The sequence below is a fragment of the Occallatibacter savannae genome (genome assembly GCF_003131205.1).
Taxonomy (GTDB): Bacteria; Acidobacteriota; Terriglobia; order Terriglobales; family Acidobacteriaceae; genus Telmatobacter; species Telmatobacter savannae.
The window spans coordinates 1-21617 of record NZ_QFFY01000004.1; the positions used below are offsets into that span (position 1 = coordinate 1).

General features: G+C 58.7%; 25 protein-coding genes. 17 read left to right on the forward strand and 8 right to left on the reverse strand.

Going from position 1 to position 21617, the window contains the following annotated elements; all coding sequences use genetic code 11:
• The first annotated feature begins 224 nt into the window (after positions 1 to 224).
• The 5 genes from DHV10_RS14960 to DHV10_RS14980 all read left to right on the forward strand — a co-directional run bounded on the left by DHV10_RS14960 (position 225) and on the right by DHV10_RS14980 (position 5472).
• Entirely contained in the window at positions 225 to 515 is a 291-nt protein-coding gene (locus tag DHV10_RS14960; protein WP_109487204.1) for a hypothetical protein, read from the forward strand.
• A gap of 18 nt (positions 516 to 533) precedes the next feature.
• Positions 534 to 1259 carry a TetR/AcrR family transcriptional regulator gene (locus DHV10_RS14965; protein WP_162601559.1) on the forward strand — a complete coding sequence of 242 codons (726 nt, stop codon included), beginning with the start codon at positions 534 to 536 and terminating at the stop codon, positions 1257 to 1259.
• A complete protein-coding gene (locus DHV10_RS14970) occupies positions 1256 to 3838 on the forward strand; it encodes a glycoside hydrolase family 2 TIM barrel-domain containing protein (RefSeq protein WP_109487206.1) in 2583 nt (860 codons plus the stop codon). Before DHV10_RS14965 ends, DHV10_RS14970 begins: the two co-directional genes overlap by 4 nt.
• Before the next feature lie 592 nt (positions 3839 to 4430).
• On the forward strand, positions 4431 to 4793 hold the full coding sequence (locus DHV10_RS14975; protein ID WP_162601560.1) for an Lcl domain-containing protein: 363 nt from the start codon (positions 4431 to 4433) through the stop codon (positions 4791 to 4793).
• A gap of 127 nt (positions 4794 to 4920) precedes the next feature.
• Positions 4921 to 5472, forward strand: coding sequence for a CbrC family protein (locus DHV10_RS14980; protein ID WP_162601561.1), 552 nt, complete (start codon positions 4921 to 4923; stop codon positions 5470 to 5472).
• A gap of 84 nt (positions 5473 to 5556) precedes the next feature.
• On the opposite strand, the gene DHV10_RS28310 is transcribed toward DHV10_RS14980, so the two are convergent.
• Complete coding sequence (locus DHV10_RS28310) at positions 5557 to 5907, reverse strand: energy transducer TonB (protein ID WP_109487209.1); 351 nt, start codon at positions 5905 to 5907, stop codon at positions 5557 to 5559.
• A gap of 233 nt (positions 5908 to 6140) precedes the next feature.
• Here DHV10_RS28310 and DHV10_RS14990 point away from each other — a divergent pair, with 233 nt between their 5' ends.
• Positions 6141 to 6821 carry a hypothetical protein gene (locus DHV10_RS14990; RefSeq protein WP_162601562.1) on the forward strand — a complete coding sequence of 227 codons (681 nt, stop codon included), beginning with the start codon at positions 6141 to 6143 and terminating at the stop codon, positions 6819 to 6821.
• Positions 6822 to 6900: 79 nt separating this feature from the next.
• On the opposite strand, the gene DHV10_RS27210 is transcribed toward DHV10_RS14990, so the two are convergent.
• Together DHV10_RS27210 and DHV10_RS15000 are read right to left on the reverse strand one after the other, a co-directional pair.
• Positions 6901 to 7155: a hypothetical protein gene (locus DHV10_RS27210; RefSeq protein WP_162601563.1), complete on the reverse strand. Its 255-nt coding sequence runs from the start codon at positions 7153 to 7155 to the stop codon at positions 6901 to 6903.
• A gap of 396 nt (positions 7156 to 7551) precedes the next feature.
• Complete coding sequence (locus DHV10_RS15000) at positions 7552 to 7962, reverse strand: DUF3592 domain-containing protein (RefSeq protein ID WP_109487212.1); 411 nt, start codon at positions 7960 to 7962, stop codon at positions 7552 to 7554.
• Positions 7963 to 8113: 151 nt separating this feature from the next.
• On the opposite strand from DHV10_RS15000, the gene DHV10_RS15005 reads away from it, so the two are divergent.
• On the forward strand, positions 8114 to 8575 hold the full coding sequence (locus tag DHV10_RS15005) for a hypothetical protein (protein WP_204101433.1): 462 nt from the start codon (positions 8114 to 8116) through the stop codon (positions 8573 to 8575).
• Between the two features lie 132 nt (positions 8576 to 8707).
• Here DHV10_RS15005 and DHV10_RS15010 read toward each other — a convergent pair whose 3' ends face one another.
• The 3 genes from DHV10_RS15010 to DHV10_RS15020 form a co-directional block, all read right to left on the reverse strand.
• Positions 8708 to 9523 (reverse strand): SDR family oxidoreductase, encoded by an 816-nt coding sequence (locus tag DHV10_RS15010; protein ID WP_109487214.1) that lies wholly within the window; start codon positions 9521 to 9523, stop codon positions 8708 to 8710.
• A gap of 261 nt (positions 9524 to 9784) precedes the next feature.
• Positions 9785 to 10414 (reverse strand): CDP-alcohol phosphatidyltransferase family protein, encoded by a 630-nt coding sequence (locus DHV10_RS15015; protein WP_109487215.1) that lies wholly within the window; start codon positions 10412 to 10414, stop codon positions 9785 to 9787.
• 10 nt (positions 10415 to 10424) lie between these two features.
• Entirely contained in the window at positions 10425 to 10937 is a 513-nt protein-coding gene (locus DHV10_RS15020) for a GreA/GreB family elongation factor (RefSeq protein WP_109487216.1), read from the reverse strand.
• 247 nt (positions 10938 to 11184) lie between these two features.
• Between DHV10_RS15020 and DHV10_RS15025 the strand changes: the two genes are divergently transcribed.
• From DHV10_RS15025 to DHV10_RS15050, 6 genes are all read left to right on the forward strand, one after another.
• Positions 11185 to 12192: a metallophosphoesterase family protein gene (locus tag DHV10_RS15025; RefSeq protein ID WP_239461754.1), complete on the forward strand. Its 1008-nt coding sequence runs from the start codon at positions 11185 to 11187 to the stop codon at positions 12190 to 12192.
• Positions 12192 to 12689: a heme-binding domain-containing protein gene (locus DHV10_RS15030; RefSeq protein WP_109487217.1), complete on the forward strand. Its 498-nt coding sequence runs from the start codon at positions 12192 to 12194 to the stop codon at positions 12687 to 12689. The genes DHV10_RS15025 and DHV10_RS15030 overlap by 1 nt, the downstream gene beginning before the upstream one ends.
• Positions 12686 to 13105 carry a c-type cytochrome gene (locus DHV10_RS15035; protein WP_109487218.1) on the forward strand — a complete coding sequence of 140 codons (420 nt, stop codon included), beginning with the start codon at positions 12686 to 12688 and terminating at the stop codon, positions 13103 to 13105. Before DHV10_RS15030 ends, DHV10_RS15035 begins: the two co-directional genes overlap by 4 nt.
• A 20-nt stretch (positions 13106 to 13125) precedes the next feature.
• Positions 13126 to 13644, forward strand: a complete 519-nt coding sequence (locus DHV10_RS15040; protein WP_109487219.1) for a sigma-70 family RNA polymerase sigma factor — start codon at positions 13126 to 13128, stop codon at positions 13642 to 13644.
• Positions 13641 to 14390, forward strand: a complete 750-nt coding sequence (locus DHV10_RS15045; RefSeq protein WP_109487220.1) for an anti-sigma factor family protein — start codon at positions 13641 to 13643, stop codon at positions 14388 to 14390. The genes DHV10_RS15040 and DHV10_RS15045 overlap by 4 nt, the downstream gene beginning before the upstream one ends.
• A 185-nt stretch (positions 14391 to 14575) precedes the next feature.
• Positions 14576 to 14944 (forward strand): hypothetical protein, encoded by a 369-nt coding sequence (locus DHV10_RS15050; RefSeq protein WP_109487221.1) that lies wholly within the window; start codon positions 14576 to 14578, stop codon positions 14942 to 14944.
• Positions 14945 to 16344: 1400 nt separating this feature from the next.
• Here the strand turns inward: DHV10_RS15050 and DHV10_RS15065 are convergent.
• A complete protein-coding gene (locus DHV10_RS15065; protein WP_109487224.1) occupies positions 16345 to 17256 on the reverse strand; it encodes a ferritin-like domain-containing protein in 912 nt (303 codons plus the stop codon).
• 194 nt (positions 17257 to 17450) lie between these two features.
• Between DHV10_RS15065 and DHV10_RS15070 the strand changes: the two genes are divergently transcribed.
• Positions 17451 to 18062, forward strand: coding sequence for a sigma-70 family RNA polymerase sigma factor (locus DHV10_RS15070; protein ID WP_239461756.1), 612 nt, complete (start codon positions 17451 to 17453; stop codon positions 18060 to 18062).
• Complete coding sequence (locus DHV10_RS15075) at positions 18059 to 18877, forward strand: anti-sigma factor (RefSeq protein WP_109487225.1); 819 nt, start codon at positions 18059 to 18061, stop codon at positions 18875 to 18877. The genes DHV10_RS15070 and DHV10_RS15075 overlap by 4 nt, the downstream gene beginning before the upstream one ends.
• 133 nt (positions 18878 to 19010) lie before the next feature.
• Here DHV10_RS15075 and ruvX read toward each other — a convergent pair whose 3' ends face one another.
• A complete protein-coding gene (ruvX, locus tag DHV10_RS15080; RefSeq protein WP_109487226.1) occupies positions 19011 to 19466 on the reverse strand; it encodes a Holliday junction resolvase RuvX in 456 nt (151 codons plus the stop codon).
• A gap of 132 nt (positions 19467 to 19598) precedes the next feature.
• On the opposite strand from ruvX, the gene mltG reads away from it, so the two are divergent.
• Positions 19599 to 20636 (forward strand): endolytic transglycosylase MltG, encoded by a 1038-nt coding sequence (gene mltG, locus DHV10_RS15085; RefSeq protein ID WP_109487227.1) that lies wholly within the window; start codon positions 19599 to 19601, stop codon positions 20634 to 20636.
• Positions 20633 to 21520, forward strand: a complete 888-nt coding sequence (locus DHV10_RS15090; protein ID WP_109487228.1) for a DUF4292 domain-containing protein — start codon at positions 20633 to 20635, stop codon at positions 21518 to 21520. Before mltG ends, DHV10_RS15090 begins: the two co-directional genes overlap by 4 nt.
• The last annotated feature ends 97 nt before the right edge of the window (positions 21521 to 21617 follow it).

A 21617-nucleotide genomic window follows, 5' to 3' on the forward strand; every position in this document is an offset into this window, starting at 1 on the left:
CCACTCGACTCCCCCACTGCAACAGTCTCACCGAAACTGCTGCTGATCTAGAGATACAAGGATGACACCCATTTTTGGCGCTCTGGCTGTGTTACCGGCGACTGAGACATTGAGGCCAATACCTTGACGATTCGCCGTCGGACGAAGGCTACTTCTGCGGTTGGGTCGTTTCAGTCTGCTCAGAGTACGTGAAGATTGGGGTCCGCAGAAGCATCGCCTCGTTCATGTCTCTCCACGTTCCAACGTTTGGCCAGCAGAGTCACCTACCCCATCAGGCCATGCTCGCAGGCAAGTTGGGAGAGATGCTCACCGGATCCCTGTTCCTGCTGCCATGGCTGGGTAAGCAATTCACCACTCGCGGCAGAAACCTGGTTCTGCTGGTTGCGTCTGGACTTCTGGTAGAGCAGATGGTTGCGGCGATTTATGTGCACCTCCAGCCACAGGTGCCGGCAAGCGTTCTTCCTCTCGGTATCTCTAATTCGAAGGAGCATTTCGAATTAGATCATGTATGCTGAATTTCAAAGGAAGCTCAGTTGGCGACTCCGAAGCGACGGAAAGCGGCGGGCACTTACCAGGCGCATCGCGAGCGGCAGCGCCGGCGAATCCTCGATGCTGCGTCGCAGCTTTTCGATGAGCGAGGAATCGACCGAGTGACGATGGCGGATATCACGTCGGAAAGCGGAGTCCAGGCTTCGACTATCTACCAGTACTTCTCCAGCAAAGATGACATCGTTTGGGCGATCGTCGGCGAGCTGATGGGGGAGAGAGGGAATCTGGCAGGCGCGGCGATGAAGGATGCGCCGAATGCGCTGGCTCGGATCACTATTTTGCTGGGTTTGATGGCCGAGGATCTCTCGCAAAATCCGGAGAAGGTTCGGTTTATGGCGCAGTTCGATGCGATGTATGCTCGCAACTGGCCTGTGGAGCGGCTCCTCGCTCTCGAGTCGCAAATTCACCCCGAGCCTTTTCAGTTCTTCAGAAAACTGATCAAAGATGGGATTGCGGACGGGTCTTTGAGGCCTGATCTCGACCCTGACCTGACGATGCATGCTGTTATGAACGCGGTGATCGGTGCGCAGCGGCGACTCGCCTCCCTAGGAAGCAAGGTGGAGGCTGAGTACGGACGACCGATCGACCAGTTGTTGCGCGAGAGCATCCGAATACTCCTGCTTGGGATACGTGGCGATACAGCTCAGGCGCGATCGAGCAAACGCAAATCTACTGCAAAGAGCAAAACGAGAAAGAGGTCATCATCATGAAGCCGAGACTCCGCGCAATGATTTTTCTGGCTGCCGCAGCGGCAAGTGTCATGCAATACGGGATGGGCGCGCCAAAATCGGTGACCGGCCGGCAGTCACTGGACGCAGATGCGGGATGGAAGTTTCACCTGGGCGACGCGAAAGGCGCCGAGGCTGTGTCGTTTGCAGAGGAGTCGTGGCGCAATGTCGATCTGCCGCACGACTGGAGCATTGAGAGCAAGCCGGAGAAGGACAATCCGAGCGGCTCAGGCGAAGGGTTTTTTCCGGGAGGAGTCGGGTGGTATCGCAAGACGTTTCATGCACCCGCGGAGTGGAGGACGAAGCGCGTGAGCGTGGAGTTCGATGGAGTCTACCGTGATGCGACGGTGTACCTCAACGGGCACAAGCTGGGAAACCATGCGTACGGGTACACGGCGTTCACGTTCGATCTGACGCCGGAGCTGAACTTCGACGGCGCCAATGTGCTGGCGATGCGCGTGGACAACTCCGCGCAGCCAAACAGCCGGTGGTACAGCGGATCGGGTATCTATCGGCATGTACGAGTGGTGGTGACAGAGCCGGTACACGTTGCGCACTGGGGGGTGTTTGTCACAACGCCGGAGGCGACGAGCGATTCGGCGAAGGTGTCGATCCGGACACAGGTGATGAACGAATCTGCCGATTCTGCGGACGTATCGGTTGAGACTGCTCTGCTGGACAGGGGAGGACGGAAGGTTGGAGGCACGGCCTCGAAGCTGAGCGTTGGAGCCGGCAAGGAAGAGGAGGCGGCCCAGGAGATCACGGTGGCAAAGCCTGCGCTGTGGTCGCCCGAGTCGCCGGAGATGTACAGCGCGGTGGCGACAATTCGCAAGGGCGGCAAGGTTATCGACCAGGTGAAGACTCCGTTCGGCATCCGATCGCTGTCGTGGTCGGCGGAGAAGGGGCTGCTGCTGAATGGCAAGCCGGTGAAGCTGACAGGCGGAAGCGTACATCACGATAACGGGCCGCTGGGTGCAGCCGCATTTGATCGTGCGGAAGAGCGCAGGGTGGAATTATTGAAGGCGGCGGGGATGAATGCGGTGCGGACGGCGCATAATCCGCCGTCAACAGCGTTTCTGGATGCATGCGACCGCATTGGCTTGCTGGTGCTGGATGAGCCGTTTGACGTATGGCAGGCGCACAAGGTCAAGTTCGACTACGGCAGCGACTTCGATGCATGGTGGAAGCAGGACGTCTCTTCGATGGTGCTGCGGGACCGAAACCATCCGTCTGTTGTGATCTGGGGAATCGGAAACGAAATTCCTGAACTTGAGGTGGAGCGCGGAGCGGCGCTGGGCAAGCAGCTTGCGGACCAGATTCGCGCGCTCGATGACACGCGGCCGCTGACGCTGGCGTTCCCGGGGACGACGACGAAGCCGACGGCACAGGCGGTGTTTTCGCAACTGGATATTACGGGATACAACTACAACATTCTGCCGACATACAAGAAGGATCACCAGCAGCTGCCATCGAGAATGATGCTGACGACGGAGTCGTGGCCATCGAAGGTGTTTCCGCTGTGGGAGGTTTCGCATGACAACCCGTACGTGCTCGGTGATCTGACTTGGACGGCGATGGACTACCTGGGAGAGTCGGGGATCGGCGCGTGGCAGTATGGGACGCCGCAGCAGGCGAAGGCGGCAAAGGGAATGGAAGGAATGATGGCCGGGACGGGGATGATCGATCAGATGTTCACGGCGATGGCTAACGGAAAGGACGTGATGGGAGATATGGCGAAGAACAACTCCGATCCGGCCTCGAAGGCCATGATGGAGCTGTTCTTTCATCCGTATCCGTGGCATGCAGCGGTGTGCGGGGATCTTGATCTGACGGGATGGAGGAAGCCGCAGTCGTACTACCGCGACATCATATGGAATGGGGGCGACCGTGTGTATGCGACGGTGCGACTGCCCGAGACGGACGAGAAGAAGATCATTGCGATTATGTGGGCGGACTACCCGACGCTGCCGAGCTGGACATGGCCGGGGGAAGAAGGCAAGCCGCTGGAAGTTGAGGTCTACTCGGGCGCAGAGAAGGTGCAGCTATTTCTGAACGATAAGTTGATCGGGGAAAAGCCAACGGGACGAGATCAGGAATTCAAGGCAGTGTTCCCAGTGCCGTATGCTCCGGGTGTGCTGAAAGCCGTCGGCTTGCGCGGAGATCGCGTAGTCGCTGAGAGCGTGCTTAGAACCGCAGGACCGGCAACGAAGCTGCGAGTAACGGCGGATCGCAAGACGCTTGCTGCCAATGGGGAGGATCTGTCTTTTTTGACCGTTGAAGCTGTGGATGCTGATGGGCGGCCGGATCTGCGGGCCGACCAGGAGGTCCAGTTTACGATCAGCGGACCGGGCGTGATTGCAGCGGTGGGGAACGGGGACGCGCAGGATCCGGATTCATATCACAACGAGCGCCGCAAGCTGTATCAAGGGCGCGCGCTTGTGGTTCTCCGGTCTTCGCGACAGGCAGGAAACATTGTGTTGACGGCTCGCAGTTCAGGACTGAGCGAAGGCAATGTGACGGTCGAAGCGAAGGTCGGGGCTCAACGGGCTGAGCTGAAATAAGGGACGGAAGTGCGGAGTTGGAACCGTTTTGTCTCCCAGAAGAGTGCGGTGAGATTAGGTCGTTTCCCCGATCCCCAAGTGCGAGGATCGGGGGCACCCGGCGAATCGGGGTGGTTGTCGAGAGCTTATTCGCTAACTGAGCAGGTCTTTTTGCGTTCTGGAATGAGGAAGTTGCGGGGGTGTGAAGTGGAGAGGGATTGACCGGCGTTAGCGGAAACCTCGATGGGGGTGGTGGGGGTGTTGGTCAACACCCGGCATTCACCCATAGGGAAGAGAATTCCGCTGCCAACACGGGCACTCTTCAACTCCAGTCACATTGCTGCCAGCCGAAGAGATCGACAAAAATTGGCTTCAGTGTCTCAGTCGGCGACCACTCGCTCAGGACGCATCGGGAGCGACACTGTGGCAGGTTTCGGATGTGTCACAAAGTGCGAACGAATTGTCGCCTATTGAGCTAACTTTGACTTGCATGAGAGTCGCCGCCCTCCTTGTTTTCGTTGTCACAATCTCGTGTGCTCAAGTGCCGATTGGTGACCAACGTCTTCCAAATGAAACGCGATCGCGTGCGTATTGGGTTGATACCTCTGGCCTGATGTGGGCCGCAAAGGACAACGGCAAAGACGTGAGTTGGCAAAAGGCAATGAAGTATTGCCGCGATCTCCGGCTAGCTGGGTACTCCGACTGGAGACTTGCGACGATTTACGAGTTGCAGGATATCTATGACGCGAACCTCGAAAGCCCGGGACTTGCTGGGTCCGGCAGGGCTATGTGGCATGTGAAAGGAAACCTGTTTCTCACGGGCCTTGAATGGAGCAGCAGTCGCAACCACGATGATCGCGGACAGCCTTCCGGGTCTGCACCGCGCTTCGATTTCAACAGCGGGAAGAGGTTCAATGACAACCTTGGGTACAGCACCTTCAAGCGTGCGTTGTGTGTTCGCAAGGCAGGTAGCTAAGCCGGGACGCGACTGAGACGAGCCAGTCACCGGCGATCTGGACAGTGAGGCCAAGAAGTTGCCAGGTTGCCGATGCTAACGGGCACCTGCGTGGTCAGGACGGTATCCTGACATGCGGAGAAAAAATGTGAGCGAACTGTTGCTGCCGACCTTCAAGTATCACCCAGACCCGATCTCGTCAGGATCTATTGTTGCCTCGGGCGTGAAATGTAAGGCATGCAATCAATCTCGCGGGTTTATGTACATTGGAGCCGTATATTCCAGCCACGAACTCGATGACGCGTTGTGCCCGTGGTGCATCTTCGATGGAACCGCACATCGACTTTTCGGAGCAGAGTTTATCGATCCCAAAGCAGTTGGTGATTATGGTCGTTGGGACGCGGTACCCGGCTCAGTAATGGATGAAGTTTGTTTCCGCACGCCATCATTCAATGGTTGGCAACAAGAGAGATGGTTCACTCACTGCGGTGATGCAGCCGAGTTCATTGCGCCAGTGGGATCAGCGGAACTGCAGAACTTCGATTCAAGCTTGTACAAGGCTATCGCGGAGGAATCGGGCTTCTCGACCGATGAGCTTGCTCAATACATGAAAAGTCTCGACAGGGACTCGGGGCCAACCGCTTACGCTTTTTGCTGTCGCGTTTGTGGCACATGGGGCGGTTACTCTGATACGCATTGAGCCAACTTGATTGTATGGGTCGAATCACCGGCTACTCGGAAGCTTGCAATTTCTTGCACTAGGGCCGACTTTGGCGACGATTCGCTAGTTGTGCGGTAACGCCTTAGTGGATTCTCGTTCGAGCGTGAACTTCACGTTGATCACCGATCTAAAACCGGCTGCTCGCCCGTCGATCAGATATCGGCGGTAAATCCAGCTTTTCACAGCTTCGAGAGCTGCCTCCCGGAGTTGTTCAGGGCCGCTGACCGCCCAAAGCAGATCGACCCTACCCGATCTGTTGATCTGCGCAAACACTTTGACGGTACCTTCTATGCCAGCGGCTTTTGCTTGTGGAGGATAGATTGGCGGGGAGTTCGGGTTCGACGGGCAGAGCGATGCAACTTGACCGAGGGGTATAGGTCTGCAGTTACGATTCTGCTGCGCGTGGGCAATCACGCCGTAGTCCGACCAATGGACCCGTTATCGTAGTTCGTTGCATGCCGTGTGTTCCGCAGGGTTGCGCGATTCAACGAGAATACTATCTGGAAATCAGGGCTGTTGGCGAGTCACCGGCAGACTGGACCTTGAGGCCAATTTCTTGGCTTCAGTGTCCATACAGCCGACCACTCACCAATTACGGCTTCTGCGACTCGAGGATGAGACACTTACCTTGTTCTCACATGGATTTCATGCCTTCCTTCTATCAGTTTCAGAGTCCTCGCAATCACCAGCTACTCGCCGATCCCGAAACGACGTTCAAGCAATGGGAATATAGGTCCTGTCCTGCTGGCGGAACGCACCCCAAAAGTGGTCGAAGAATTGGTCCTCTGCATTACACGGTGAAGCACAACAATCGCGAAGAGCACATCATATGGGGGCCGCAGATCACAGTTCATGTGACCGTTGTTGAACGACTCGAAAGAGAGGGTTTTACCGGTTTCCGAACTCAACCGGCTAGGGTGAGTTTTTTAGATGGCGGAATATCCGATCAATACAAGGAATTCACTGTCACAGGTTGGGCTGGAGTCGTTCGCCCGGAATCAGGTATGCGCGTTCTCGAAAGCTGTTCTGGATGTCTATGGAAGAATTACGGACCGATAGCAGACTTCGATAACGTCATCGACTGGGATCAATGGACAGGAGAAGACTTCTTTTTCGTTTGGCCCTTGACTGGACATCGACTGTGCACGGAGCGAGCAGCGAAGTGGCTTGAGGTCAGCGGCATCCGAAGCTTCTGCCTCGGACAGGGGTTTGAAAGTCTTCAGAGAGAAAAGCGTTCGCTGAACTTCGGTATTCCCAGAGGGCCGTTATCGAGCGTGCTTCCCGAAGATTTAGCTATCAAATATGGCAAGTCACTCGGGCTTGAGTAGCCTTCGGGTGTGCCAATTCTGGTCGTGTTACCAGCAATACGGAAGTTTCTTTCCGTTTGACTAGCAGCATGCTCGAGACCTAAAGAAGAGAATCCACATTGGGAACGGGGTATCGATCCCCCCGATGAAAGTCCTCGAATTGCTCCTTGGTCCACGTCCTGGACCAGAATCCGCGATAGCCTTCTGAAAACACTTGGGTCCACTCGCCAGGCTTGAAATTCAATAGCGACTTCAACGCTGCAGAGACGCTCTTCTCGACCAACGCGGGCTGTGGTTCGATTTCGGGCTTCTCGGCGTCTTTGACTGAAATGGTCCCGAGATCGTAATCGTACATGAACCAGACTCCAGAGAGCCTGACGGTTGCGCTGCTGGCCGGACAGATGTGTACTTCACAAATACCCCCTTGAGGATGAGAGCAGCACAAGATCCAACAAGGGCCATCATGACGGTATTTCTCAAGGAATAGGTTGTACTGGTGAGCAAGCGCGACCAGGGTTGGCCCGATCGGCGCGAAGAATCTCTCCAAGTCTGCCACTAGGTCATCTTGGGAAAGCATATTGCGACGGCCATCCATCATCCTGTGGCACCTAAGTTCACAATAATCGAATCGACTGAAACGTGTGATGGATTGGCCTGACGAGAGACTTCTGGACCTATAACCGGCCACCATCACTTTGAGATCAAAAGATTGCCAACGTCCCCATCGACTACACGGGAAATCGGAGACCCTTTAGACGTGCTGCCTTCGAGGAAACTGTGCGGAAACGATGATCATTACCACCGTAAGAATCCCGGCCCAACAGAGCGGTGCGATGCCCCTTTCGCGCCGGTCTTCAGACGCATAGTCCTCAAGGGAACTTGTGCTTGGGTCTGAAGGATCGAAGAATACGGTGACATGTTGTCCAGTGGATGGATGCTTTCCTACCCATCCGCCGAAACCTTCAAAGGTCCGCTCCCGAAACGAGAACTTGTAATGGCACCAGTTGTGATTGGACGGGTCGCACCCGGTTACAACACCTTCAGCTCTTTGTTCGCGGACCGCCAGAACAGCTTCCTTGCGTCCGTCGTAAACGGTGATGGCCAGCAGAGCCGCAAACGGAACAGCAAGAACTAGTGAGCGCCACTGAAATGTCTTCATCATTGATCCGTCAACCGGGAGCAACCCGATTTTAGCGGGTTCCGGTAGAGTCACCGGCGATTGTCGCTCTGAGGGTATTTTCTTGACCTCAGAGTCCCCATTGCCGACCGCTGACTAATGATCCGCTCTGCGCAGGGGCCGTAGGATATTCGATATGCGAAACGGTTTGAGAATTCTGCTGTTGCTGGGCTTTACTAGCTGCGCTTTTGCTCAACAGCCCGACTGCAAAGGCATTCAGATTTTCGAGTCCAAGCTGCCGATCTATCCGCCTATTGCCCGTGCTGCATACATGAAAGGTGTCTTCCACTTTGCGGTGATCGTCTACCCTGATGGCCACTCCGAGGTTCGATTTGTGGATGGCCCAAGTAAGGGCGCGTTTCAAGTGTTTGCAGTGAGCGGCCGTGATTTCCTTGAGAGCCGTCGATACGGGTGGGTTACTGGAGGCCAGCACCAATCGTGCAGCTACACGGCTGAGATTGAGTATCGAATGCTACCTGAGGAAGTGAGTTCGCCCAACAATTTCATGCGCGTCACAGACCTTGATCTTGGTCACACGCTCGTCGAAGTAAAAGCCACTTTGCCGACAATCAACACATCGGTGTCCACCATTCGCTAGAGCCTCGATACGTCGCCGAGGCATACTGCTGGTGTATCACCGGCTAACGGGATGTTGAGGGTATTCTTTTGCCGCGTCTATTGTTGCCGAGGATGTGATCCTCACTTCGCTTCAGAGAGGTGCTTTCGCATCTTAACTGAACATGGCAAGCGTTTCTGTCATGAAGGTGTGGTCATCCTGGCCTTTGCGCTTGTCGAGGATTGGCTGAGCGTCATCTCCGGCGGCGTAACGCAGTTGGTCAGAGCCGTCAGTGGCTGCGCGATAGATAACCTCTGCGACAATGACAGGCTCCGCGCCCTTTTCCATTAGGGGTCCCATGACGGTCATCAGTCCACCAACCAGCGGCTGGTATTCGGCAAGAGACTCATCGTTGCTGAACTTGAACGATCGCGTTGCGAAGTCGGTCTTGATCGCGCCAGGTTCAACGATTTTGACTTTTACGCCGATCGCGCCTGCTTCGTAAGCTAGCGATTCGCTGATTCCTTCCACGGCGAACTTGGTGCCGTGATAGAGCGTGCCGAACGGGAAGGTCACCTTGCCTCCGATGGAGGAGATGTTGATGATGACCCCTGAGTGCTGCGCGCGCATGTGCGGCAGCACCGCCCTGGTGGTCTCAAGCAATCCGATGACATTGGTGTCGAACTGTTGGCGGACGATCTCCATGCTTGTGGCCTCGAGAGGGCCGTAGGCACCGAAGCCTGCATTGTTGACGAGGACGTCAAGCGAACCGAAACGATCGATGGCAGCCGCAACTGACTGCTGGATGGTGTCCGGCTTCGTTACATCGAGCGCCGTAACCAGAATTCGATCCAAGGACTGCAGTTCAGCGCCGTCGGCTGGATTACGCATCGTGGCGACCACGTTCCAACCCTGCTGCTGGAAGTAGAGCGCTGTCGCCTTGCCGATTCCGGTTGAAGCACCGGTGATGAGTACAGTTTTTGTTGCCATGACTCGTCTCCTTGCTGCAGTTGAAAAGATTCAGCTTGGATGGATGTCGATGCAGAAGGTTCGTGGAGAAGTTGTGCCCTGATGGGCACTCTGGTTGCGCTGGGAACACGGGCAGGGAGCGCAGATCACCGCACTGTGCGCGGGATGGCAGTAGGCTTTCGTCTTCTCTGGTGACGCCCACTCATCGCAGCACACCCCGGTGCTGCGATGAATGGGGCACAGCTTTGGTTTTCGGTCCTGCTGATTACGGCCGAATTGGGGCTACTCGCTGATGGGGGCCATGGATTTGGTGAACTGGTAGGTGTACTGGATGCGGTGGATGACGGTGATGGTGGAGAGGACCGCTAATACCCAGAGGACGGGGGCCATGACGCCCCAGCGTTCGAAGAGGGCTCCGAGGAGGATGAGGACGATGCGCTCGGGGCGTTCCATGAAGCCGACTTTGCAGGCTCCGATCAGAGCTTCGGCGCGGGCGCGCGTGTAGCTGACCATCAGCGAGGTGACCATGACGAAGGCGACGAGGACGACATAGCGGAAGCGGTTGATGCGTCCGTAGTAGACGAGGAGGCCGAAGAAGAGGACGACGTCGGAGTAGCGGTCGATGACGGAGTCGAAGAAGGAACCGAAGACGGTGACCTGGTTGGTCTTGCGGGCGACGCGGCCATCGACCATGTCGAAGAGGCCGGCGCCGAAGATGACGCAGCCGGCGTAGAAGAACATGATTCCGGCGTTGGAGGCGTTGGCGTGGCCGAAGAAGAAGGCCGCTACGATGTTGATGACCAAGCCGATGAAGGTGAGTACGTTGGGAGAGATCTTTGTAAGGGCCAGACCATGAACGATCCGGTCAAGTAGCCAGCCGCAGGCGCGGCCGAAAGCGCTGGTCCAAGTCATCGTACTTCCCTTACTTATCCGTGCCGGTACCGGCCTCTTCTTCTTCGTCTTCGTCCGCTTCGTCGTGGACGGTGGTGAGCTTGAGGATTTCGAGTTCGCGTTTGCCGTTAGGCGTGACGATGGTGGCGGTGTCGCCGACCTGCTTGCCGACGAGTCCTCGCCCGATGGGTGAAGTGGTGGAGATGAGGCCCTTGGCTACGTCCGACTCTTCGCTGGTGACGAGGCGGTAGACGAGCTCCTCGTCCTTAGTGCTGTCGAAGACTACTACGGTGGAGCCGAAGCCGACCTTGTCACGCGGAATGTTGGCGAGGTTGACGAGCGAGAGCTCGGCCATGCGGCGCTTGAGCTGGCCGAGGCGGGCGTTGACGAACTCCTGCCGCTGCTTGGCCATGTGGTACTCGGCGTTCTCGGAGAGGTCGCCGAGGGAGGCCGCCTTTTTGATCTCGGCCGGCAGTTCGTGAGCGAGTTCATGCTCGAGAGCAGCAATCTCTTTGAGGAGCTGCTTTCTGATGTGGTCGGGCATTCAGTGATCCGTGGCGGCGGGCGGGGAGTGCTCAACCGCGAGAGATGAAACGTCCTTAGAAGGTTAATTATACGCGCCGTTGAGGACGCTGAATGCGGCGGAGCCAGGTGGATGCGGGGTGCGCGGGAGGATCGGTGGGCGGAGGGGCAGGATGAGTTTTTTCGTGGCGAGGGGGAATAAAGCGGCGGGTTGCTGGTTATCGACTGTGAACGGGCGTGAAGGATGAGCCGAGTTCGAGGAGAGGATGATGCGTGACTTGCAATTCGAGCAGATGGAGATGGCGCCGGAGAAGGGTTTGAGCGAGGACGGAGGCGTAAGCGCAGATGGGATCGACCGGCGTGGATTTTTGAAGTGCATGGCGTGGGCGGGAACAGGGCTGGTGTGGACCTTTGCGGCAGGCGTGCCGACGTCAAGGGCGTTTGGGGAAGGAGCGCGCGGAGGCGGGAAGTCGGATTTCAGCTTTGTGCAGATCAGCGACAGCCACATTGGGTTCAACAAGCCGGCGAATACGGATGTGACGGCTACGCTGCAGAAGGCGCTGACGAAGATCGATGGGGCGGCGCAGACGCCGGACTTTCTGATTCATACGGGGGACCTGACGCATTCGTCGAAAGCGAGCGAGTTCGACACGCTGGGGCAATTAGTCAATCGACGGCAGGTTTTCTATGTGCCGGGCGAGCACGATACGTCGGTCGATGACGGAAAGATGTACCTGGAGCGCTACGGGAAGGGAACGAAGGGGAACGGCTGGTACAGCTTCGACCACAAGGGCGTGCACTTTGTGGGGCTGAACAACGTGGTGCAGCTGGAGGGAATGGGGAAGCTGGGGCAGCCGCAGATCGATTGGCTCAAGGATGATCTGCGCGCGGTGAGGAGCAGTACGCCGGTGGTGGTGTTTGCGCACATCCCGTTGTGGGCGGTGTATCCGGAGTGGGGATGGGGGACGTCGGACAGCGAGCAGGCATTTGGGGCGCTGAAGCGATTTGGGTCAGTGACGGTGCTGAACGGGCATATCCACCAAGTAATGCAGAAGGTGGAGGGGAACGTGACGTTCCATACAGCGATGTCGACGGCCTTTCCGCAGCCCGCGCCGGGAGCGGCGCCGAGTCCGGGGCCGATGAAGGTGGCGGCGGAGAAGCTGGAGAGCGTGCTGGGCATTACAGATGTGAACTTCGTGGCACAGCGGCGAGAGCTGGCTGTGGTGGATGCGACGCTGGCCCAGGAGAACGCGGAGAAGCGGGTGCTGGGGCTGTGATGGTGGGGAAGATTACGACTGGATTTGCGGGAGCTGTGTTTGCCGCGGCGCTGGGATTGTCGTTTGTGCATCCGTGGGGCGATGTGCGGAATGTGGACGCGGGGGGCGAACTGCTGGGAGGGAGCGAGATTTCGCCGGGAGTAAGGCAGGTGCTGGAGCAGAAGTGCGGGGATTGCCACTCGAACCGGACGCACTGGCCGGTGTACAGCAGGCTGGCTCCGGGGTCGTGGGTGATGGAGCACGACGTGAGCGATGGGAGGCAGGCGCTGAACTTTTCGCGATGGCAGAAGATGCGCGCGGACCAGCAGATCGAGGCGCTGTCGCGAATTGCGGCGGAGATTCGCAGCGAAGAGATGCCGCCGACGGCGTACACGATGATGCATCCGACGCGGCACATCAGCGATGCGGAGAAGCAGGCGGTGGCGGCGTGGGCGCGCGCTGAGCGACGGCGGGTGAGAGCGGCGATGGAAGGGCAGAAGGAGAAGAGCGGGCAATGAGCGGCAAGGGAGCGAGGCGGTTCTGGGTGGTGCTGGGGTGGTCGTGGGGTGCGTGCACGCTGGCGATTTTGCTGTACCCAACGCAGGGAGTGACGGAGGTGGGACCAAGGGTAAATGCGGCGAATGGGAAGGTGCTGTTTGAGAAGCGATGCACGGGGTGCCACTCGCTGGATAAGAACAAGGAGGGTCCGCGGCTGGCGGGAGTTTACGGAAGGAAGGCAGGGGCGGTTGCGGACTTCAGCTATTCCGCGGAGTTGAAGGCGGCGAAGATCACGTGGGATGGGCCGATGCTGGACCGGTGGCTGGCGAATCCGGATGCGGTGGTGAAGGATAACGATATGGCCTTTCATGTGGCCGATCCAAGAGAGAGAGGCGACATCATCGAATTTCTTCGAGTGGTATCCTCGGGCAAATAGATGGGTGCGAAAGGTTCCGGATGGAGCGAGCGTTCTTCGAGCAGCTGGCGATGCCGCTGTTCGATCAGCTCTACAATCACGCATGCTGGCTGACTGGGGATCGCGCGGATGCCGAAGACCTGGTGCAGGAGACGTACGCAAAGGCGCTGAAGGGTTTTGGATCGTTTGCGGAAGGGACGAATCTGCGGGCGTGGATGTTCCGGATTCTGCGCAATGCGTTTTTGAATTCGCGGAGCGGGCTGAAGCAGAAGACCTCGTACCTGGAGGATGAGGAGACGGGGTTGGATGAGGCGGTTGCGCACGAGGTGACGCCGGAGGCGCTGCTGCTGGCGACGGAGAGCCAGGAGGCGGTTTTCAGGGCGCTGGAGAAGCTGCCGGTGGCGCATCGCGAGATTATCTTGCTGTGCGATGTGGATGAGATGTCGTACCGGGAGATCGCGCAGGTGCTGGATGTTCCGGCGGGGACGGTGATGTCGCGATTGGCGCGGGCGCGGCGGAATTTGCGCGCGGCGCTGGGCGCGAGGGAGGCAGTGCGATGACGGCGTGCGGTCAGGATCGCAATGCGCTGGCGGCGTATCTCGACGGCGAGCTTGCGGGAGAGCAGGAGCGGAAACTCGCGGAGCATCTGCGGAGCTGTCCTGAATGCGCGGCGGAGGTCGCAGCGCAGGTGAGGCTGCGGCGGGCGATGAAGCCTGCGGCGATGAGGTTTGCGCCGAGCGCGGAGTTCAGGCGAAAGGTGCAGGGGCAGATCGCGCCGAAGCGGAGTGCGGGGTTGCGGTGGTTGTGGCCGGCTGCGGTTGCGGCGTTGGCGATGATGGTGCTGGCCGTGGTGTGGACGCGGCAGAGCGCGGCGAGAAACGAGGCGTTTCAAGAGGTGGCTGATTTGCACGTGGCGGATATGGCGAGCGCGAACCCTTACGATGTGGTGTCTTCAGACCGGCACACGGTGAAGCCGTGGTTTCAGGGGAAGATTCCGTTTGCGTTTAACTTGCCGGAGTTTGCGGGGAGTGAGTTCACGCTGCTGGGCGGGAAGCTGGTGTATCTGCATCAGCAGGCGACGGCGCAGCTTGTGGTGGGCACGGGCAAGCACAAGATTTCGGTGATGATCGTGCAGGATGATGCGAAGTTCGGGACGGCGCTGCCGTTTGCGGGCGGGGTGTCGGTGCGGGATTCGTTCAATGTGGAGACGTGGGAGAAGAATGGGCTGCGGTTTTATGTGATTGGGGATGCGGAGCAGGGAGCGATTCACCGGCTGGCGCAGGCGCTGCAGGGGGCGAATGGGTAGGGATGTTTCCATGCCAGCTGTGGGGAAGTTCTACAAGTTTTTGCCCTCAAGTTCCGGATGGCCGGTGATTGGCTCCGTTGCCCTTAGATCGTCACCGCCTCCTCAAAAATGGGAACAAGGATCACCTGGGTCAAGCAGCTACACTGGAGCGGCGCGTCCGGCTTGCCCACAGAGAGGCTCGAGTGATGCATGATCCGAAAATCGACGGCGATTGCATTCGCTGGGCCGATTCAAGCCTTCTTCAAATTGAAGCTGGGTATGACAACTTCAGCATCCTTGTGCAGGAGGGGTCAGGAACAAAGAAGATCGTCACGTGCGCCGGATACATTGGCTACCAGATGATCGGCTTCTGGGATGAAGTTATCGTGGAGACAGCGAGAGTGCTTTCGGATCATCCCTTCCTTGTCGAGTGCGAGAAGAGATTGATATCTCTTCCGGCGAACGGTGCCAAAGATAGGTCTGCCGTTGGCAATCACCTCCTGGACATCGCGCTTATTGATGGCTGTAGATTTTGGGTCTGCGCACACCATTTCCGCTGCGATTCTGCTCAGTAACAAAGCCGAACAGAACGCTCCTCAGACAGCCTCGTCGCGCTGATAACGGCAACATCTTGCTCTCAAAGCGATGGTGGCCGGTTATTCGCCCGAGAGCGGCTCTTTTAAGGCTATTCGCCCTCATATATGCGCAGGCCGCAATTGTCACACTTTCTCCCTAATACGTTTCTTGGCGTGGCAATGAATCCTCCGAAGAAATTCTTCCCGCAGCGTGGGCAGGGATAACTTCGAAGCCGCGAGACTGTAAAGAGATACATGGCCCCAAGTAATCCTGAAGCGGCAAGGAATGCGGTATCGCCTGTAGGAAAAATGTGTTTCAATGCTCTCTCTGTTAAGGCAATGAAGGGAAAGAACGCGACGAACTCGACGCAGATAAGGACGGCAAGCCACATGCGGCGGTCCCTATAGGCTCGCCACTGAATTTGATACCGGTGCGCGTCGCTCTCCACAGTGTTGTCGGGCACAAATGAGTCAGATTCTAATGCCGCTGCGGCGAGGAAAAGCCTGCAGCACCCAATCGCATAGACGAGTTTATATCCCTGTCGACAAGATATGGGCCAGTGGTCGGCCATGGGGAACTTAACAATCTTTTGCTCTCAAGTTCAGCATCCCCGGTCACTCGACCTAGATCGCTCTTTTCCGTCCATCGCTACTTCGCTCGGCTCTATCATCGTGTTGAAAAGGGGGCGCGAGATTCGATGCTGGATGGGCGGCGGAACATGCTTTCGCAGGATGAAATTGTGGCCGAGAACGATAGGTTTTTCGCACCGATCGGTCCAACACTCGTCGATCTTGCTCGGCGCTACAATTTGTTCATTGAGAAGTACTACCACGATGCTCCTTGTTGGAGCCTAGGCTTCTCTCCGCCACAGGGTGGGTTCGCCAAAATAGACATCTGCCAAGAGAGCGAGACCACGGTTAGCATCGGTGGCGTCTGGTAGGTAGATGACTACGATCATGGAACTCGATCGCTGAAATGGACCGACAAAAAAGAGGTCGAACGCGAGTCGGGTTTGGTTGAGCAACATGTGATTGCACAATTCAAGACCCTATTGGCCTCAAAGGTAGGAGAGTATACCCAGGTTGCAACGGGTTACGCCGGATTCTGGTCGAGGACGTGGTCGAAAGAACAATTCGAGCAGTTGCAACAGGACGAAAGATTTCCGGTTCCAAACCTCAACTCTTTTGAGTTGTGAGCGGATGGTCGGCGACTCGGAACTTGAGAGATTTTTGGACACCAAGCGAGAGCAACTGCGGGTCTCTCCGCTGCGGTCGCCTGGAGGCGACCTCCGGTCGAGATGACAGACAGTGTTGGAGAAGGTAAGCCCGCTCATCGCAGAAAGCGCGATGAACGGGGCACAGTCGGACGTGTTTATTGATGAAGGAAACTGCTTGTCGAGTTAGTACGCGGGGGGGCCGCCGGCGATGGGGAGGGAGACGTCGGCCTGGTGCATGACGGCGGTTTCGAGCGTGAAGCCGGGGCCGGTGGACGAGGTGAGGAACGGAGTGAGCGCGGCGACGGCGGAGTGGGGGCCGTTGTAGACAGCGTTGAGTCCGTCAGTCGATTCGTAGTTGAGGTTGTTGGCGGGATCGGTGCTGGAGATGACGCGGCCGAGGACACGGTGCTCGGCTTCGACGCCCATGATGGATGCGGAGACTTTGGCGAAGTAGTCGAGCTGCTCTTTGGAGTAGGCGCGATCTGCGGGTTCGCGCCATGCGCCGTCGCCGCGATGGGCGTTGGCCGACTTGGCGGCGAATTCCTGGATGGCGTTGAGGTACGCGCCGATGAAGGCGTTCTCGAGGGCATCGAGCAAGCCGGTGAACTTGGCAAGGGAGTCGAAGGTGCCGGCCGGGAAGTAGAAGGTCTGCACCGGGTCTTGCGCTGCGGAGGGAATGCCGAGGAGCGAGCGGAAGAGCGCGGCGTGCTGCAATTCCTGCGTGAGCGCGGCGCGAAGGTAAGCGACGTTGCCGGAGTTTCCGGAACTGCTGACGTTGGTGGCTGTGCCTCCGGGGCCGGCGAGGTTTGGATCCTGAATGACGGAGCCGACGAGCGCGTTGTAGTAGAAGGTGGAGGCAAGATCTTCAGCGATGAGGGCGGCGGTGAAGATTTCCTTGACGGTATCCATGCCCTGCGCGGCTTCCTGTGCGGCTTCGGCTGCGGAGTCGTGTTCTTTGGCGAAGGCAGAGGTGGAGGTGGCGAGGGCTGCTGCGCCTCCCAGCGTGAAAATGCCGGCCTGGGCGAGGAATTTGCGGCGAGCAAGGCGCTGCGTGATGATCGCGTCTGCAGAGTGGGGCGAAGCTGGATGATTCATGTGACCTCCTGAGCGATTAGTCGAGTTTTGAATGCGCGGATCCGGGGAGAGCCGCAGGCGAACCGAGCGTTGCCACTAGCAGAACGTGGCTGGAGCGGAATTGGATTGGTGAATTGCCTGCGAGGAATGGAATGGCGGATCAGGACCCGTGCCCGGCGGGATAGAATTGCGCTGGTCAGGTCAATCCCCAGGCGATGTCGACTGAATCGAACAATCCGTTTCCGCCCGAGCGGCGTACTCATGGTGAGACCGTGAGTTCGCGCGCTATTGGTGCAGGCGAAATGGGCAGCGATCAGTCGCTGATGGCTGAGGTGCGCGCCGGTGGCGAGCAGGCAATGGCGAAGGTGTTCGATCGCTATGCGGGGCTGGTGTATTCGGTTGCGCTGAGGGTGCTGAAGGATGCGGGCCAGGCGGAAGATGTGATGCAAGAGATTTTCTTTCAGCTCTGGCGCAATCCTGACAGCTTCTCGTTTTCGCGAGGGACGCTGGGGACGTGGCTGCTTGTGGTGGCGCGGAACCGGGCGATCGATCAGCTGCGGCAGCGCAGGCCGGCAGAGCCGGTGGACGAAGTGGTGGTGGCTTCGACGACGAATCTGCAGAGCGAGGCAGAGCGCAGCATCCTGATGCAGCGGGTGCGCGGGATTGTCGGAGATTTGCCGCAGGAGCAGCAGCAGTCGTTACAGCTGGCATTTTTTGATGGGCTATCTCACTCGGAGATAGCGGAGAGGACAGGACAGCCACTGGGAACGGTGAAGACCCGGATCCGGTCGGCGCTGAGCAGCTTAAGAAAGAGACTCGAAGCATGATGGACGCGCAACACATATCGCCGGACGATCTCGCGCTGTACGCGCTGCAGGCTCTCTCCCCGGAGGAGATGGCGGCGGTGCGCGCGCATGTGTCGGGATGCGATGTGTGCAGGGCTGAGCTTGCCAGGGCGGAAGGCGATCTGGCGATGCTGGCGCTGAGCGTCGATCAGCAGCCGCTGCCGGCGGGTGCGCGCGAGCGGTTCGTACAGAGGATCAAGAGCGAGTCGAAGGCTGGAGCAGTTGAGAACAGACGTGCTGAGCCGATCGCCATTGATCGAGCGCCGAGGTCCAGAAGCACGGGGTGGATCGGCTGGCTGGCTGCGGCTGCGGCGTTGATTGTGGCTGCGGCGCTGGGATTTGAAGTGAGTTCGTTGAAGGCGCGTTTGCAAGAGAGCGAAAGCAGGATGGCGGCGCTGCAGACGAGCGAGTCGCGGGAGAAGCAGGTGGCTGAGGTGTTGACGGCTCCTGCGGCTCAGAAGGTGGTGTTGACTGCGCCTAAAACTCCGCCGGCTCCGACGGGGCGGGTGGTGTATCTCGCGGCGCGGGGCGGGCTGATTCTGCAGGCGAGCAATCTGGCGCCGGTTCCTGCGGGCAAGGCGTATGAGCTGTGGGTGATTCCGGCGGATGGGTCAGCGCCGATTCCCGCTGGAGTATTCAAGCCGGATCTTGCGGGTAATGGATCGGTGGTGCTGCCGGAAATTCCGCAAGGCGTGCAGGCGAAGGCGTTCGGAGTGACGCTGGAGGATGCAGCGGGATCGAAGACGCCGACCGCGCCGATTCTGCTGGCGGGGGCTGTGCAGGCGAGCGGGGAGTAGGGGCGAGATCTTCGACGAAGTTCGTGGGCAGATCAAATCATCCGAAAAGCAACTGCAGGTTTCTCCACTCCGGTCGCCGCAGGCGACCTCCGGTCGAAATGACACCCATAATAGGGAGTCAAGCTTAAGCGAGTCAGTTTTCTTTCGATTGCTGTGCCCGCTGTTCGTCCAGGAATGATTGCAGGATGAGGGTGGCGGCGACCTGGTCGACGAGGCGGTGATGGGATTGGCGCTGGTGGCCGGCTTCGTAGAGGATCTGGTGGGCTTCGTGCGAGGTGAGGCGCTCGTTCCAGAGGTGGATGGGGAGTTGCGCAAGCTCGCCTAGCTGGGTGGCGAAGGATTGGATTTTGGCGGCCTGTGGAGTGATCTGGCCGTCGGCGCCGAGCGGGTTGCCGACGACGATTGCGGAGACTTCGTAGCGGCGGCAGAGGCGGGCGAGGGAGCGGAGGTCTTCGCGCGGGTTGCGGCGGCGTTCGAGGGTGAGGACGGGTTGCGCGGTGAGGCCGAACTCGTCGGAGACAGCGACGCCGATGCGCTTCGATCCGACATCGAGCGCGAGGTAGCGAGGTGGGCGGGGCTGGTCCGGCATGGCTGGCCTGGGTTCAGGGTAAACCCGGGGGCGAGGGCGCGGGTGATCGCTGGCCGGACAATTAGAATAAGGAAAGGTTGAGAATCCAATAGGGTTAGCATTGCGTCCTATTGCAGAGGTGTTCTGAAACGGATGGCGTCAGGCCGCGGGAAACGAAAACGGAAAGGGCTTGGCGCTGCGGGGTTTCTGCTGGTGCTTTTGCTGATCGCACTGGCGGCGGCCGGGGTGGCAGGCTGGGCGATCTTCACGCCGTACGGTCCATCGACTGAGACGTTTGTCGATATACCGCCGGGTTCATCGACGACACATATTGCGCGGCAACTGCAGGCTTCAGGGGTGATTCGCAACCAGCTGGCGTTCGATCTGTGGCGCTGGGTGCGGCGGGGAAGGCTGAAGGCAGGCGAGTACAGGTTCGATCATCCGATGCCGTTGACGGCGGTGTATGAAGAGATCGCGCGCGGCGAGGTGTTCACGGTTGCGGTAACGGTGCCGGAGGGAGCGACGGTGTTTGAGGTTGCCAACCGGCTGCAGCAGGCGGGTATCTCAACGAGGGAGAATTTTCTGAACGAGCAGCCGAAGCTGGCGGCGATGGTGGCAGACCTCGATCCGCAGGCGAAGACGCTGGAGGGATACCTGTTCCCGGATACATACAAGTTTCCCCGGCGAGCGAGCGCGACGCAGGTTGCGTCGGCGATGGTGCGGCGGTTCAGGACGGCGGCGGCTGAGATTGGATTGAGCGCGAACGTGCACAGCGTGGTGACACTGGCGTCGCTGGTGGAGCGGGAGACGGCTCTGCAGGCGGAGAGGCCGCTGGTGGCGAGCGTCTTTGAGAACCGGCTGGAAAAGCATATGCCGCTGATGACCGATCCGTCGGTGATCTACGGGCTGGAGGCGCGCAAGGAGTGGCGAGGCGCGATCTACAAGAGCGATCTGAGCAAAGACACGCCCTACAACACTTACCTGCATGCAGGTTTGCCGCCGGGGCCGATTGCGAATCCTGGATTGCCATCGCTGAAGGCGGCGATGAATCCGCCGCAGACGAATTATCTGTATTTTGTAGCGGCAGGCGCGAATCCGCAGGGGAAGTCGCTGTTTTCTGCGACGCTTGAAGAGCATACGAGGAATGTGTCGGGCTACCGGCGCGCCATGAAGAAGGCGGGACAGCGGTGAGGCGGCGTACGGGCCTGCATGCCGCACTGGCGCTGCCGCTGGTGCTGAGCGGGTGCGGACTGATGCCGATGAAGCGGCATCTGCCGGTTCCCAAGCCGCCGGCAAAGGTGGAGGCGGCGACGCCGGAAGAACTGGTAGAGCAACTCGACCGGCGGTGGAACGAGTTCCAAAACCTGACGGCGACGGTAGAGATGCGGGCCACGCTGCTGAAGCAGCAAGAGGGGCTGGCGACCGACTATCCGTCTGTGCATGGATGGATCATCATGCAGAAGCCCAACCAGATGCGCGTCGTGGGGCAGCTGCTGGGGACCGTCAAAGTGTTCGACATGGCGAGCGACGGGAACCGATTCACGATTGTGATTCCGCCGAAGAGCCGGGCGATTGAGGGTCCGAATAAGCTGACGAAGAAGTCGGATAAGCAGATGGAGAATCTGCGGCCGGGATTCTTCTTCGACGCGATGATGGTGCGCGGGCTCGATCCCGAGGACTTCTACGCTGCGATTTCGGACACTGAGACGATTGAAGATGCGGCCAAGAAACATCTGACGCTGATGCCGGAGTACGTTCTGAGCATCACGAAACACGCGACGAACGGCAGCAAGCGGGACAAGCCGGTGCGCGTGATTACGTTTCACCGCGATGATCTGCTGCCCTCGAACCAGGACCTGTATGACGAGCAGGGAAACCTGGAGAGCCAGGTGAGCTACTCGGAGTACCGGGACTTCAACGGGAAGCAGTTTCCGTCGAAGGTGGTGATCAAACGGCCGCTGGAGGGGATCCAGCTGACGCTGAGCGTGGACAGCGTCCACACCGACATGAAGCTGCCGACGGACGAATTCACGGTGAAGATCCCAGAGGGTACGCAGGTCCAGCACCTCGAGTAGCCGTGGGCGCCGTAGCTCACTAAGGCGTGATTCCCTGAACACCTGAGAGAAGCGCATGATCCGGATGTGCCGCTGCGGGGCGGACCGGGGCGGTTCG

Coding starts and splice junctions, on each gene's coding strand:
- ruvX (WP_109487226.1), bottom strand. CDS start 19,466: ATGCCGGACCAGCCCCGCCCACCTCGCTACCTCGCGCTCGATGTCGGA.
- DHV10_RS14970 (WP_109487206.1), top strand. CDS start 1,256: ATGAAGCCGAGACTCCGCGCAATGATTTTTCTGGCTGCCGCAGCGGCA.
- DHV10_RS27210 (WP_162601563.1), bottom strand. CDS start 7,155: ATGTACGATTACGATCTCGGGACCATTTCAGTCAAAGACGCCGAGAAG.
- DHV10_RS15020 (WP_109487216.1), bottom strand. CDS start 10,937: ATGCCCGACCACATCAGAAAGCAGCTCCTCAAAGAGATTGCTGCTCTC.
- DHV10_RS14975 (WP_162601560.1), top strand. CDS start 4,431: ATGTGGGCCGCAAAGGACAACGGCAAAGACGTGAGTTGGCAAAAGGCA.
- DHV10_RS15075 (WP_109487225.1), top strand. CDS start 18,059: ATGATGGACGCGCAACACATATCGCCGGACGATCTCGCGCTGTACGCG.
- DHV10_RS14960 (WP_109487204.1), top strand. CDS start 225: ATGTCTCTCCACGTTCCAACGTTTGGCCAGCAGAGTCACCTACCCCAT.
- DHV10_RS15040 (WP_109487219.1), top strand. CDS start 13,126: ATGGAGCGAGCGTTCTTCGAGCAGCTGGCGATGCCGCTGTTCGATCAG.
- DHV10_RS15070 (WP_239461756.1), top strand. CDS start 17,451: ATGTCGACTGAATCGAACAATCCGTTTCCGCCCGAGCGGCGTACTCAT.
- DHV10_RS15045 (WP_109487220.1), top strand. CDS start 13,641: ATGACGGCGTGCGGTCAGGATCGCAATGCGCTGGCGGCGTATCTCGAC.
- DHV10_RS15010 (WP_109487214.1), bottom strand. CDS start 9,523: ATGGCAACAAAAACTGTACTCATCACCGGTGCTTCAACCGGAATCGGC.
- DHV10_RS15050 (WP_109487221.1), top strand. CDS start 14,576: ATGCATGATCCGAAAATCGACGGCGATTGCATTCGCTGGGCCGATTCA.
- DHV10_RS14990 (WP_162601562.1), top strand. CDS start 6,141: ATGCCTTCCTTCTATCAGTTTCAGAGTCCTCGCAATCACCAGCTACTC.
- DHV10_RS15015 (WP_109487215.1), bottom strand. CDS start 10,414: ATGACTTGGACCAGCGCTTTCGGCCGCGCCTGCGGCTGGCTACTTGAC.
- DHV10_RS15025 (WP_239461754.1), top strand. CDS start 11,185: ATGCGTGACTTGCAATTCGAGCAGATGGAGATGGCGCCGGAGAAGGGT.
- DHV10_RS15035 (WP_109487218.1), top strand. CDS start 12,686: ATGAGCGGCAAGGGAGCGAGGCGGTTCTGGGTGGTGCTGGGGTGGTCG.
- mltG (WP_109487227.1), top strand. CDS start 19,599: ATGGCGTCAGGCCGCGGGAAACGAAAACGGAAAGGGCTTGGCGCTGCG.
- DHV10_RS15005 (WP_204101433.1), top strand. CDS start 8,114: ATGCGAAACGGTTTGAGAATTCTGCTGTTGCTGGGCTTTACTAGCTGC.
- DHV10_RS15030 (WP_109487217.1), top strand. CDS start 12,192: ATGGTGGGGAAGATTACGACTGGATTTGCGGGAGCTGTGTTTGCCGCG.
- DHV10_RS15000 (WP_109487212.1), bottom strand. CDS start 7,962: ATGATGAAGACATTTCAGTGGCGCTCACTAGTTCTTGCTGTTCCGTTT.
- DHV10_RS15065 (WP_109487224.1), bottom strand. CDS start 17,256: ATGAATCATCCAGCTTCGCCCCACTCTGCAGACGCGATCATCACGCAG.